General features: G+C 71.5%; 9 protein-coding genes. 2 read left to right on the top strand and 7 right to left on the bottom strand.

Annotated features, from left to right (window positions below; all coding sequences use genetic code 11):
• The first annotated feature begins 102 nt into the window (after positions 1 to 102).
• Both G3I78_RS11095 and G3I78_RS11090 read left to right on the top strand, forming a co-directional pair.
• A complete protein-coding gene (locus tag G3I78_RS11095; protein WP_164422961.1) occupies positions 103 to 1,479 on the top strand; it encodes an aminotransferase class I/II-fold pyridoxal phosphate-dependent enzyme in 1,377 nt (458 codons plus the stop codon).
• A 486-nt stretch (positions 1,480 to 1,965) separates the two neighbouring features.
• Positions 1,966 to 4,920, top strand: a complete 2,955-nt coding sequence (locus G3I78_RS11090; protein WP_164422959.1) for a LuxR C-terminal-related transcriptional regulator — start codon at positions 1,966 to 1,968, stop codon at positions 4,918 to 4,920.
• A 416-nt stretch (positions 4,921 to 5,336) separates the two neighbouring features.
• Here the strand turns inward: G3I78_RS11090 and G3I78_RS11085 are convergent, their stop codons facing one another.
• The 7 genes from G3I78_RS11085 to G3I78_RS11055 all read right to left on the bottom strand — a co-directional run bounded on the left by G3I78_RS11085 (position 5,337) and on the right by G3I78_RS11055 (position 12,841).
• Positions 5,337 to 5,909 (bottom strand): hypothetical protein, encoded by a 573-nt coding sequence (locus tag G3I78_RS11085; protein WP_164422957.1) that lies wholly within the window; start codon positions 5,907 to 5,909, stop codon positions 5,337 to 5,339.
• A gap of 64 nt (positions 5,910 to 5,973) precedes the next feature.
• Entirely contained in the window at positions 5,974 to 6,984 is a 1,011-nt protein-coding gene (locus G3I78_RS11080; RefSeq protein WP_164422955.1) for a BadF/BadG/BcrA/BcrD ATPase family protein, read from the bottom strand.
• Entirely contained in the window at positions 6,977 to 8,260 is a 1,284-nt protein-coding gene (locus G3I78_RS11075; protein ID WP_164422953.1) for a 6-phospho-beta-glucosidase, read from the bottom strand. The genes G3I78_RS11080 and G3I78_RS11075 overlap by 8 nt, the downstream gene beginning before the upstream one ends.
• Before the next feature lie 43 nt (positions 8,261 to 8,303).
• Entirely contained in the window at positions 8,304 to 9,161 is an 858-nt protein-coding gene (locus tag G3I78_RS11070) for a carbohydrate ABC transporter permease (protein ID WP_164422951.1), read from the bottom strand.
• Positions 9,158 to 10,156, bottom strand: a complete 999-nt coding sequence (locus G3I78_RS11065; RefSeq protein ID WP_164422949.1) for a sugar ABC transporter permease — start codon at positions 10,154 to 10,156, stop codon at positions 9,158 to 9,160. The genes G3I78_RS11070 and G3I78_RS11065 overlap by 4 nt, the downstream gene beginning before the upstream one ends.
• A 2-nt stretch (positions 10,157 to 10,158) precedes the next feature.
• A complete protein-coding gene (locus tag G3I78_RS11060; RefSeq protein ID WP_164422947.1) occupies positions 10,159 to 11,505 on the bottom strand; it encodes an extracellular solute-binding protein in 1,347 nt (448 codons plus the stop codon).
• Positions 11,506 to 11,632: 127 nt separating this feature from the next.
• Complete coding sequence (locus G3I78_RS11055) at positions 11,633 to 12,841, bottom strand: ROK family transcriptional regulator (RefSeq protein ID WP_164422945.1); 1,209 nt, start codon at positions 12,839 to 12,841, stop codon at positions 11,633 to 11,635.
• Between the last annotated feature and the right edge of the window lie 173 nt (positions 12,842 to 13,014).

Here is a 13,014-nt window from a genome sequence, read left to right as displayed (position 1 = left end):
CCTCACCTACTGCCGTCTCAATTACTGACTAGTCAATTGCTGAGTGGTCAATGAAGTTCTACGCTGTCTCCCTCTGAGGGAGCCGCGTGGAAGGGAAGACCCATGGACCTACAGCACTGGCTGGGCCGAGCCACCGAAGCGATACAGGAGTGGGCCGACGGATACGGCCCCTACCGGCCCCACCCGTCACTCCACGTCGACGACGACCGCTTCGCCGCCGCCTTCCAGGAGTTCACGGGACGCCTGGGCGACAACTACCCCTTCTTCCACCCGCACTACGCGGGCCAGATGCTCAAGCCCCCGCACCCCGCGGCCGTGGTCGGCTACCTCACCGCCATGCTGATCAACCCCAACAACCACGCCCTCGACGGCGGCCCCGCCACCGCCCGGATGGAGCGCGAGGTCGTCGCGCGACTGGCCACGATGTTCGGCTACGACACCCACCTCGGCCACCTCACCACCAGCGGCACCATCGCCAACCTGGAAGCACTGTTCATCGCCCGGGAACTGCACCCCGGCCAGGGGATCGCCTACAGCGCCGACGCCCACTACACCCACGGCCGGATGTGCCGCGTCCTCGGCATGAAGGGCTATCCGGTCCCCACCGACGACCGCGGCCGCATGAGCCTCGACGCCCTGGAGGACATCCTGCGCGGCGGCGAGGTGGGCACGGTGGTGCTCACCGCGGGCACCACCGGCCTCGGCGCCGTCGACCCCGTCGACCAGGCCCTCGCCCTGCGCGAGCGCCACGGCGTCCGGCTCCACGTCGACGCCGCCTACGGAGGCTTCTTCACCCTGCTGGCCGGTGCCGAGGGCCCCGAAGGCATCCCCGCCGGGCCCTGGCGTGCGATCGCCGAGTGCGACTCGGTCGTGATCGACCCGCACAAGCACGGACTCCAGCCCTACGGCTGCGGCGCCGTACTCTTCCGCGACCCCGGGGTGGGCCGCTTCTACCTCCACGACTCTCCGTACACCTATTTCACGTCCAGCGAGCTCCACCTCGGCGAGATCAGCCTGGAGTGCTCACGGGCCGGTGCCTCGGCCGCCGCCCTGTGGCTCACCTTCCAACTCCTCCCGCCCACACCCGCCGGCCTCGGCCAGGTGCTGGCCGCGGGCCGACGCGCCGCCCTGCGCTGGTCCGACCTGATCACGTCGTCCAACTTCCTGGAGCTGTACCAGCGGCCCGAGTTGGACATCGTCAGCTACTTCCCGCTGGTCGAACCCACCACGCTGAGCGCGATCGACACGGCCTCGGCGGATGTCCTGAGGGCCGGGATGGACAGCGACGACCCGGTGTTCCTGAGCACGCTCAAGGCGGACCGTACGGCGTTCTCGGCACGCCATCCGAAGGTCACCGCGGACGCGGACGCCGATGGCGACGGGGCGCGGATCCTGCGCAGCGTTCTGATGAAGCCGGAGTCCGAAGACCATGTGGAGCATCTCCACGCACGGGTCGAGGAGCTTGTGCGGGCGCGCTGATCCGGTACGGGGTGTCCCGCGGGTCCGCTGGGTCGTACAGCGGGTCCCGGCGGGTCAGCCGAAAGGGCGAGACGTTCGGAGCGGCCCGCGCGGGACCGTGGCCGTTCGGGCGAGGTGCCCCGTGGCCGCGGGCGGCGAAGGTGATCTCCGTCGCCGTCCCGCCCTGAAGGCCGGCTTGAAAACCAAGGCAGTCGCCGTCGCCGGTGGCTACGAGGTGACGTCTGTTCACCATCGTCGTCGACACAGGAGCCGACCACGACCGGTCGCCCATCGAGCAGCACCGCCAGCGCCTCCATCTGTCCGGCAGCACCGTCCAGGCCCGCGAGGACCGCCTCCGGGTCGCCGTGCACCAGCCACGCAGGGTCGGTCAACCGCCCGCTGGCCGCCGTCACTTCACAGGCGGGACCACGGTTTCAAGCCTCAAGTCGGCTGATGTGATGGCTTAATATCCGAATCGACGACAGAGGGTGGAGGCTGGAGGATCGCTTGGCCCTGAAGGATCCGGTCCAGGAGAGCGGCGCCGTACTCGGCGTCGCGCAGACGCAGACCGAGCGTCTCACCGCGGTCGTGGGGGAACTCGCCGACGGCCGTGGATCAGTCCTGGAGATCACCGGTGAGCCGGGCATCGGAAAGACCACGCTGCTCGGGCAGCTCGCCGAGCGGGCGGCCCGAGCAGGGGCACTCGTGGCGCGAGCCCACGCCGCGCACGGTTCCGCACCGCCCGGCCAGGTCGTCGAGGACGTGTGGGACGCCCTGGACGCGCGGGATGCCCCGACTGCGCGGGCGCTCGGCCCCGAGACGGACGCCGAACTGCGGGACGTGCTCACGCGCTGGGCGGCGCGGCACGGAGGCGTCCTGGTCCTCGACAACGTCCATCTGTACGACGACCAGTCCGCGCGTCTGATGGCCCGGCTCGTGCGGACGCCCCCACCCGGCCCGTTCGTGCTGGCGTTGGCGCACCGCCCACGCCAGTCCCGCCCGGTACTGAGGGAAGCGCTCGACCACGGAGCCGAGACCGGTTCGGTGATCCGCCTCGCTCCGGCCCCGTTGGACCTCCGGGCGATATCCGCCCACCTCGGCCGAGGAAGGTCCGGAAGGTCCCACGCCGACGCCGTCTCCCCGTCCGCTCGCGACCACGCGTACACCCAGTGGCGCGACTCCACCGCACCCGTGATCGACGGCACGTACACCGAGCAACTGCACGCGGCCTGCGGCGGCAACCCGCGGATGCTGCGGATCCTGGTCGCGGCGAAGTGGGACCCGGACGAGTGGCCGCTGAGCGCAGGCCCGGACCAGGACGGCATGCTCCGGGAGGCCACCTCCGTCATCACCGAGCTGGACGCCCTCACGGCTGACGCCGCGCGCTCCGCCCAGGCCGCCGCCGTACTCGGGGATCCCTTCCTGTGGGACGACGTCGCCGCGGTCTCCGGTCTGGGCCCGGAGCGGACCGTCGCAGCGTTCACCGAACTCGTCGAAGCGGACTTGATACGGGCACTGCCCCGAGGCGGTGGCTACGTCTTCCGGCACCCGGTCCTCGGCCATGTCACGCTGGCCCACGCTTCGCCCGCCCTGCGCGCCAACTCCCATGGACAGGCACTGGAGTTGCTCACCACGCGAGGAGCACCGGCGCTCCGACGCGCCCGGCAGGCCGAGTACCTGGTGGGCGCGGGGAGTTCGGAGGCGCGGCAGGTTCTCGTCGAGGGCGCGGCAGAGGCGATGGCCCATTCCCCGGCCGTCGCCGCCCGTTGGCTGCGCCTGGCGCTCGACAGCCTGCCCGCGGGGGACAGGATCAGTGCTCCCCGGGTCGTTCTCGTGCTCGACTGCTGCCGCGCCCTCAGCGCCGTGGGCCGTCTCCAGGAGGCCCGTTCACTGGTGCACGACCTGCTCCGCTACCGGTCGGATCTCTCCGAGGAGCTGCGGCAGAGCGCCTACGCCGTCTGCGGGGAGCTGGAGCGGCTGCTGGGTCGCCACCAGGAGGCCGAGGCCGTGGTCCGGACGGAGCTCGACCTCGTACCCCGTCCGCTGCCGGTTCCGCTGCCGGCGTCGGTGGCCGAACTGGTCACCGCGTACGGGCGTGTTCAGCTGTTCCGAGGCGCCTACGGCGAGGCCCGTGACGTCGTTCGCGAGGCGGCGGAGGCCGCCGGGGACGCGGACCCGACGGTGCCCTACCTCCGGGCCCTGGGCGCACTCGGCGACACCCAGCTCGGCCTGCTGCCGGAGGCCGTCGCTGAAGTCACCGAGTGCGCGCGGATCGTGGACGCCCTGCCTGACGCGGCCGCCGTCACCCTGCCCGACGTCCTGGCGATGCTGGGCTGCGCGGAGTTGTTCCAGGAACGGTTCCACGACTCCTACCGGCATCTGGAACGAGGACTCCAGGCGACCACAGGCGCCACCCGGAGGCTCATCCGGGTCAACCAACTGGTGGCCCTGTGTCATCTCGACCAGATGACAGGGCGGTTGGAGTCGCTCTGCCACCGGGCCGCCGAGGCCGAACTGCTCGCGAGGATGAGCGGCGCCGACGAAGCCGCCGGGATCGCCATGACCCTGCGGGCCACCGGGCTGCTCTGGACGCGTCCACGCCGGGACACCGAAAAGCTGCTCGAACTCGCCGAGGAAGGGTTCTCCCTCGCCTCGCGCAAGCGGGGTTGGCGCGCGGCCGTCGCGGTCGGGCTGCGCGCCTGCGCCCAGTTCCTCGGCGGCGACCCGGCCGGCTGTCTGCGCACCCTCGTCGAGCAGGGCGGCCCGCGGTTGCAGCGGCTGCTGCCGGTCTGGCAGCCCTCCTTGCTCGCCCTCGCCTGCGAAGCGGCTCTGCGGTGCGGGGACATCGACGCCGCGCGCGGCTGGGCGGTGGCGGGGGAGACGGTGGCCGAGCAGTTGGGGCTGCCCGTGCAGCACCAGTACGTACGCAGGGCCCGGGCCGCGCTTCTTGCCGCCGAGGGCGAACACGGCCTGGCGGCAAGGCTGTTCCACGAGAGCGCGGAGTCGTTCCGCCGCGAGGGCCTGCCGGTGGAGCACGCCTGGACCCTGGTGACCGGGGCGCCCTCGGTTTGCGCGACCCATGGCCCCCAACGGGCGCTGGACTGGCTCGACACGGCGGGACGGGTCGCCCGTGCCCGCGGCGCGCAGCGGATCCACGACGAGGCCGCCAAGGTCAGGGCGCTGCTGCCGCCGGCCACCCCAACTACTACTGCCGATGCGGAGGTTGCGACGGTGGAGGGGCTGGGCGGCTGGACCGCGTCGGCCACCCTCACCGAGCGGGAGCGGGAGATCGCGAAGCTCGCGGCGGAGGGCAGGCGCACCAAGGACATCGCGGAGCGGCTCTTCATCAGCACCAGGACGGTCGAGTCCCACCTCGGTCGCATCTACCGCAAGCTCGACATCTCCTCCCGAGCGGCACTGGCGCGCGCCCTCGACCGAGAGCCTCGGCAGCCGACCGTCTGACCGGTCGCTCCGACGCCTGGCCGAGGGTCAGGAACGCAACTCGGGCAGCAGCGTCCGGACGGTGTCCGCCATGGCCGGCCAGGCAGCCGTGACCTGTCGGGCCGTCAGAGGCACCAGGCTCTGCACCTCGACCTCGCACTCCAGGTTGCTGTCCCGGACCAGTAGCCGGGCCCGTTCGTCGGTCCGGCGTCCGCCGTCGCCGTTGCCGCGGTGTGGGCCGCCGCCTTCCCGTCCCCGCCGCCGCGCCCGACCAGCGAGCAGAGGACGAGCAGCGCGCCCGTGCCCCGCTTCGCCGCCCGCCCGTCCTCACCGCCACCCGGCACGGCGACCGCACGGTGAGACGCGCTCGGCGTTCCCCACCGCACGTCGGCGTGGGCAAGCCAGGAACGTCCGGAGTCCCCGAGCCCGCCCGCCGTTCAGACCGCGAACGCCTCCGTCAGATGCAGCGTGTAACCGTCCTCCTCCATCAGCACCACCGTGACGCCGAACGGCGAGGGGTGGTCCAGGTCGAGCGGGGTGAACGCGTAGTCGACGGCCGCGTGGACCGGCGGGACCAGGGCGCCGCCGGGCGCGGGGGCCGGGGCGGGCTGCCAGTGCGGCTCGGTCGAGGGCCGGCCGTCGGTGCCCTGGTCCAGGACGTTCTCGGTGTACGGGAACTGGTGGAGGGTGTGGCCGTCCTTCGTCGCGTGCACCATGTTGAGGCAGGGCGCCGGTCCCGTGGCGGGCAGTTCGCAGACGCCGGCGACGTCGTGGGTCTCCCAGGCGAGGACGACCTCGTCGGCACCGGCGGCCGCGGCGATGTTCGAGAGCGACGCGATACCGGTGAGGGCGTCAGGGCCGTTCTCGACCGGACGCAGCCAGATCAGACCGACCAACTGGCCCCGCACGAGCGGCATGATGACCGGCCGGGGCACGGCACCCTCCTTCAGACCCGTGACGTACGCGTTCTTCATCGACTCCGTCAGCGCGTCCCAGGTCTGCGTGTCCATGAACTCCCCATCCGAGAACAGCCGAAACAGCCACAGCGGCTATGTGCCGTACATTCTCCTCCCCTCACAGCAGTGCTCCGGCGACCGTCTCGGGAGGCCGCCGGTCGGCGATGGACTTCCGCAGCCGGTCCTGTACGTCGATGGCGGCGCCCGCCGTTTCCAGGGCCTGCGCCACCGCGCCCGCGACCGGCGCCACGTCGAGGACGCGGGGCCGGGCCAGCGGGGCCTCGGCGCTCAGGCGGGCGCCGATGTGGTCACGCAGCAGCAGGTGAGCGTTCTGCAGTGTGCCGCCACCCAGGACCACCGGGGTCGGCGTACGCAGCAGGCGCAGTCGGCGCAGCAGGGCCGTCACCATGCTGACGATCTCGTCGCCGAGCCGCTCCACGATGCCCCGCGCCACCGCGTCACCGCTCTCGGCGGCCCCGAAGACCAGGGGCGTCAGTCCGTGCAGTGCGGTCACCGGGATGCGTCCGGCGCCGACGGCCAGCGCCACGGACTCCACGCTGGCCAGCCCGAAGTGCACCGGCAGCTCCTGGCGCAGCCGGGTCGCCGGTCCCCGCCCGTCGCCCGCCCGGACGGCGGCGCCCAGCCCGGCCCGGGCCACGGCGAGCCCGCCGCCCCAGTCGCCGGTGATGTCGCCGAGGGAGAGGAAGCGGGCGGAGCGGCCGGAGGGATGGACGGCGGCCGCGTTGATGCCGGCGCCGGACACCACGGCCACCCCCCAGCCGTCCGGTGCGCCGGCCCGCAGCACGGCGAGGGTGTCGTTGTGCACGACGACCCGCGCGGCCACCTCCGACGCGGTCAGCAGTCGCTCGGCCTGCTGCTCCTCGGCTCGGCGGTCGACGTTCGCGAGGAAGTACGCGCCTACCGACACCGGCGTCGTCGCGGGCAGGCCCGCCTGCGCCAGCGCGTGCCGGCCGAGGCGGGCGAGCCGCTCGGTGGTGGTCTCCATCCCCTCGGTGTGCGGGCGGGTGCCCGCGCCGCGCACCCAGGACAGCAGCCGTCCCTCGGTGTCCGCGAGGACGAGGTCGGTCTTGGAGTTCCCCCCGTCGACGCCCACCACGAGGTCAGGCATCGGCGGCCTCGCTCGCGAAGAACCGGGGCAGCCGGTCGCGGTTGGCCGCCAGGAGGGCGTTCAGCAGCTCGTCCGCCACCGCCCATTCCCGCACCAGCGGGTTGGCCATGAGGGCGCGCCGGGCCACCGTCCGGTCCCCGGTCAGCGCGGCCTCGACGGTGAGGGTCTCGTACGCGGTGACCGCCTGGACTAGCCCGAGCATCTCGGGCGGCAGCGGCGGCACGGGCACCGGGTGCGGGCCGGTGGCGTCGACGTCGGCGGCCACCTCGACCACCGCCTCGTCCGGGAGCCCGGCCAGCAGACCGTCGTTGCGGACGTTCACGTAGTGGTGCGCGCCGTCGCCGGTCAGCAGGCTGGTGACGAGGGCCGCCGCGGCCTCGCTGTAGTACGCGCCGCCCCGCCGATCCAGCAGCTCCGGCTTGCGGTCCAGCGCGGGATCGGCGTAGAGCGTGAGCAACTCCCGCTCAATGGCCAGGACTTGCTCGGCCCGGTGCGCTCCGGCCCGCTGGGCCCGGACCTCCTCCCGGGTGCAGTAGAAGTAGTGCAGGTAGTACGAGGGGATGGCCCCGAGGTCGCGCAGTGCCCCGGCGGGGACGCGGATCTCGGCGGCGAGTTCGTCGAGGGCGCTCCCGGACAGCAGCTCCGGCAGACGGTCCACCCCGTCGACGGTGACCGAGCGCACCCAGGACAGGTGGTTGAGTCCGGCGTGGCCGAGCCGGACCCGCTCGGGGCCGGTGCCGAGGCGGTCGGCCAGCTGCCGCTGGAGCTTGATCGCCACGTTGCACAGGCCGACCGCACGGTGTCCGGCGTCCAGCAGGGCGCGGGTGACGATGCCGACCGGGTTGGTGAAGTCGACGATCCAGGCGCCGGGCCGGGCCCGGCGCCGTACCTCCTCCGCGATGTCGAGCACCACCGGCACCGTGCGCAGCGCCTTGGCGAAGCCGCCGGGGCCCGTGGTCTCCTGCCCGAGCAGGCCGAACCTGTTCGGCAGGGTCTCGTCGACCAGGCGGGCCGCCTGGCCGCCCACCCGGAGCTGGACGAGGACCGCGGCGGCCCCGTCCACGGCCTCGGCGAGATCGGTCGTGGTGGTCAGCCGGCCGGGGAAGCCGTGCCGGGCGAGGATACGGCGGGACAGACCGCCGATCACCTCCAAGCGCCCGGCGTCGATGTCGTGCAGGACGAGTTCGTCGACCGGCAGCACGCCGGCGCGCCGGGCGAAGCCCTCGACCAGTTCGGGCGTGTAGGTACTGCCACCGCCGACAACGGTGATCTTCACTCGTGCTCCCAAGAGGTGTGCGGGGTACGGCCGTTGCGGCCGGTCAGCCCTTGACGCCGGTCAGCGCGATGCCCTCGACGAAGACCTTCTGCGCCAGGAAGAACAGCACCAGGACCGGCAGCAGGAACATCAGCGAGGCGGCCATCTGGAGCTGGTAGGCGTTCTGGTGCCCGTTCTTGGCGAGCTGGCTGAGGGCCACCGCGAGGGTCTGGCCGGTGTCGCTGTTGCCGGTGTAGAGCAGCGGGTTGTAGAAGTCGTTCCACGCGTAGAGGAAGGCGAACAGGCCGACCGCGGCGATCGCCGGACGGGCCATCGGGATCAACACCCGCCACAGGATGCGCAGTTCGCCCGCGCCGTCCACCCGGGCCGCCTCGGTGAACTCCTCCGGGATGGTCAGGAAGAACTGGCGCAGCAGGAAGATGCTGAACGCGTCGCCGAAGAACGACGGCACGATGAGCGGCTTGAGCGTGCCCACCCAGCCGACGTGCGCGTACATCACGTACAGCGGCAGGCTGGTGACCTGCGCCGGGATCATCATCGCGGCGAGCACCACCAGGAAGACCGCCTCCCGGCCGCGCCACTTCAGCCGGGCCAGCGCGTAGGCCACGGGCACCGAGGAGACGACGACGCCGATCGTGGACAGCCCGGCGTACAGCATGGTGTTGAGCAGGTCGCGGCCGAACGGCATGGCCTTGAAGACCTCGCCGAAGTTTCCGAACTCCCAGGGCGAGGGCCACAACGAGCCGGTACCGGCCTGGTGTTGGGTCATGAACGCGGTGAGCACGCCGATCGTCAGCGGCAGCAGGAAGCAGAGCGCGACGGCGATGGCGGGCGCGTGCTCCGCGATCACGTACAGCACGCGGCGCCCGGCACGCGGCTTCGTCAGGGGCACAGTGCTCATCGGCCACCGCCCGAGTAGTGCACGAAGCGGCGCGAGGCGCGGATGAAGACCACGGTCGCCGCGAAGATGACCAGGAACAGCAACCAGGCCATGGCGGAGGCGTAGCCGGTCTTGAAGTACGCGAAGCCCTGCCGGTACAGCTCGGTCGAGTAGAACAGCAGCGAGTTGGCCGGATAGCCGATCAGGTCGTTGCTGGAGGAGGTGGCGTTCGCGGAACTGGAGGCGACGAACGCCTCGGTGAAGTACTGGAACGTGTAGATCATCCCGGTGAGCAGCGCGAAGAAGATCACGGGGGAGATCACCGGGAGCGTGACGCTGCGGAACTTCTGGAGCGTGCCCGCGCCGTCGAGTTCGGCCGCCTCGTACAGCTCACGCGGTACGTCGAGCATGGCGGCGGAGAAGATCACCATCACGTTGCCGCTCGCCCACAGGGCCATCATCACCAGGCTCGGCTTGGACCAGGCGGGGTCGGAGAACCAGCCCGGACCGTCGACGCCCACCAGGCCCAGCAGCCGGTTGAGCGGGCCGACCGGGTTGAGCAGCACGATGAACGACAGGGCCGCGGCCACCACCGGCACCATCGACGGCAGGAAGAACAGCGTGCGGTACACCGCCCGGCCGCGCTTGACGCGGATGATCACCCAGGCCGTGAGCATGGCCCACGCGGTGCGCAGCGGCACCATGACGACGACCATCCACAGCGTGTTGCGCACGGCCACCCAGAACGTGTCGGACTGGGTGAACAGCGTGCGGTAGTTGCGCAGTCCGACGAACCGCACCGGACGGTAGGAGCCGGCCTGGAAGTCGGTCAGCGAGTAGTAGAGCGTGGCGGCCACCGGGTAGAGCACGAAGACGCAGAACCCGATGACGAACGGGGACAGGAAGGCGAGCACGACCCACCAGCGGGCCCGGCTCGGACGGCGCCGCCCGCCCCGGGCGGGGCGCTGGTGCGCCGTGCCCGGGGCGTCGCCGACAGGGGCGAGAACGGTCGTCATCCCTACTGCCCGCTCTCGGAGTTGAGGTCGTCGATCTTCTTCCCGACCCCGGCCAGTCCGCTCGCGGCGCTCTTCACCTTGCCCTGCTCGAAGTCGAGGAGGAACGCCCGCCAGGTGTCCATGTCCTCGATGCCCGCCGGGGTGAGCGTCTTGTAGGTGGAGTTCTCGTTCTCGAAGATGTCGACGAACGGCTTCCAGTGCGGGTCGTCCCGCTTGTCCCAGGCCTTGAGCGCGGCGAACGTGGTCGGGATGTTGTAGACCGTGTCCGCGAGGGTGTTGAGGAACGTGGTGTCGGTGGTGAGCTGCTGGAGCGCGAAGAACGCCTCCTGCTTGTGCTTCGAACCCGCCGACAGATAGGCGACGGTGCCCAGGGTGCTGCCCGCGCCGTAGGTGCCCGACGACCCGTCGAGGACCGGCATCGGTACGACGCCGTAGTCGAAGTCCTTCTTCTCCGAGGCGATCTCGCCGACGTGCCACTCGCCGTCGTACTCCATGGCCGCGGCCCCGGTCAGCAGCGGGTTGCCGGAGTCGTCGGCGTGCGGCTGGTAACGGCCCACGAACCCCTGCACGTCGGCCTCGCCGTAGTAGTCGATCAACTCCTGGTCCCACTTGAGGAGTTGCTGCCACTTGGCGTCCGAGCCGAAGGTGGTCCTCCCGTCCTTGTCGTAGAACTCGGTGCCGCTGTGCGCGCCGGTGAACAGGTACCGGTTGACGTCGTAGTCGGAACGCGGCACGAAGCCGTACGTCTTGATGGAGCCGTCGGCGTTCCGGACGGTCAACTTCTTGGCGTCGGCGGTCAGTTCGGCGAGGGTGGTGGGCGGCTTCGTGATGCCGGCCGCCTTGAACATCTGCTTGTTGTAGTAGAGCGCGAAGGCGTCGGTCAGCAGCGGCAGTGCGCACTGCTTGTCCTGGTAGCGGGTGTAGGCGAGGGTCGCCGCCGGGAAGGTCTTCGCCGTGTCGATCTTCGCGGAGGCCAGGTAGGGGCCGATGTCGGCGACCGTGCCGTTGTAGCAGAACTTCGCCACGTTGTCGGGTGCCGAGCTGATGAAGACGTCCGGCGGATCACCCGCGGCGACCGCCTTGGTGTAGGCCGCGTCGTCCTTGTTGGGGACGAACTTCACGGTCAGCCAGGGGTACTTGGCGTGCAGCCGGGCCAGGGTCGCCTTGAACGCGGCCACCTCGTTGGGGAGATGGTTGAACGTCCAGACGGTGACCGTGGTCGGCGCGTGCGAGGCGCCCGCCGATATCGCGGTGCCGGGCTGGTCGGAAGAGGGTCCGGCGGAGGTGCAGCCCGCGAGCAGCACTCCGGCGGCCGTGACGGAGACGGCCCCGGTGATACGTTTGAACACTGATCGTCCTTCCTCGGAGACGGGAATTCCCTGGGTGACGGATCGGTCGTGGGTCGACGGGCACGGCAATGCCCGGTGACCAGGAGCGGCGGCGCTGTCCGGCAAGACGGCGTCGCCGCGGTGTCTCTCAGGACAGGGCCGAGGGCTCCGCCCGGGGGACAGGGGTGGTGGCGGCGGCGAAGGCGGCCTCGCGGGCCAGCTCCGCCGACATGGTGGTCGCTCCGGAGAGCACGGCGTCCTGGCCGAGCGCGGAGGCGACGACGGGCGGCCGGAACGTACTGAAATCGGCCAGATGACGGGCGACCGGTTCGAGCAGCAGATCGCCGTTGGCGCCGATGGCGCCCCCCAGCACGATGAGCGCCGGGTCGATCAGGGGGACGACGCAGGCCACCACATAGGCGACGCTGCGCGCGGTGTCGTCGACGATCTCCAGTGCACCGGGATCACCGGCGCGGGCGAGGTCGAAGACGGCACGCGGACTGCCGTCACCGGGCAGTCCGAGTCGGCGGGCCTCGGCACCGATGTAGCGGGCGCCCAGGTGGTCCTGCACGAGATCCCGGCGCTGCCCGACCGGCGCGATCATGCGGTCGCTGGGCAGATAGCCGGCCTCACCGGCGACCCCGGTGGCACCGCGCCGGACCCGCCCGTCCACCACGAGCCCGAGTCCGAGTCCGACGCCCAGGCTGACCAGGACGAAGTCGTCGGTCTCGGCGCCGAGGCCGTGGGTGCGCTCGGCCAGGGCCGCGAGGTTCACGTCGTTCTCCAGCACCAGGGGCACGGGGATCGCGCGCCCGAGCGCCTCGCCCAGCCCCTTTCCCGCGCCGGGCAGCCCGGTGGTGTACGACAGCTGCCGCCCGTCCGGGCCGACCGCGGCCGGCAGTCCGGCGACGACCTGGGTGATCTCGCCGAGTTCCCGGCCGACCTGTCCGGCCAGGTCCACGCACATGTCGAGGATCTGTCCGACGAACACCTCGGCACCCTGATCGCCGTGCTGCTCGGCCTCGGCCCGCGCCCGCACCCGGCCGGTGACGTCGGCGACGGCGGCGCGGATCCTGCGGTGCCCGACGTCGAGGCCGATCGCGAAGGCGCACTCGGCGTTGACCCGGTACTGCGCCGGCGCCGGGCCCTTGCGGCCGGTCGCGGGACCCACCTCGGTGATCACTCCGCGCTCCAGCAGCAGCCCGACCGCGGCCGCCACGGTGGGCCGTGACAGGGGGATCCGCCCGGCCAGATCGGTGGTCGTGACCGGACCCGCCTCGTCGATCGCCTCCAGAACGGCACGGCCGTTGAGCGAACGCAGCAGTCGCTGCGGGCCTGCTGGATAACGGCGGGTCACGGGGCCCTCATCTCGCCATCGGGAGCCTGTAAGAAAGAAAGTTGCTTATTTATACGCTCGGGTGTGACCGGAAGCAACCGTCGGGACGCGTTCGACTTCCCGCCGGCAGTCGGCCGTGGCGAACGGAAGCGCCCGGGGGCGAAATCGGTTTGACTCCACCCGTCCGGCGCGGG

Origin of the sequence: Streptomyces sp. SID13726, from assembly GCF_010548375.1 — a bacterium.
GTDB lineage: Bacteria > Actinomycetota > Actinomycetes > Streptomycetales > Streptomycetaceae > Streptomyces.
This window is presented reverse-complemented; position numbering and strand designations above follow the sequence as displayed.

Excerpts from the sequence above, each read along its gene's own strand:
- G3I78_RS11085 (WP_164422957.1), bottom strand. The coding sequence starts at position 5,909 with ATGGACACGCAGACCTGGGACGCGCTGACGGAGTCGATGAAGAACGCG.
- G3I78_RS11070 (WP_164422951.1), bottom strand. The coding sequence starts at position 9,161 with ATGAGCACTGTGCCCCTGACGAAGCCGCGTGCCGGGCGCCGCGTGCTG.
- G3I78_RS11065 (WP_164422949.1), bottom strand. The coding sequence starts at position 10,156 with ATGACGACCGTTCTCGCCCCTGTCGGCGACGCCCCGGGCACGGCGCAC.
- G3I78_RS11080 (WP_164422955.1), bottom strand. The coding sequence starts at position 6,984 with ATGCCTGACCTCGTGGTGGGCGTCGACGGGGGGAACTCCAAGACCGAC.
- G3I78_RS11095 (WP_164422961.1), top strand. The coding sequence starts at position 103 with ATGGACCTACAGCACTGGCTGGGCCGAGCCACCGAAGCGATACAGGAG.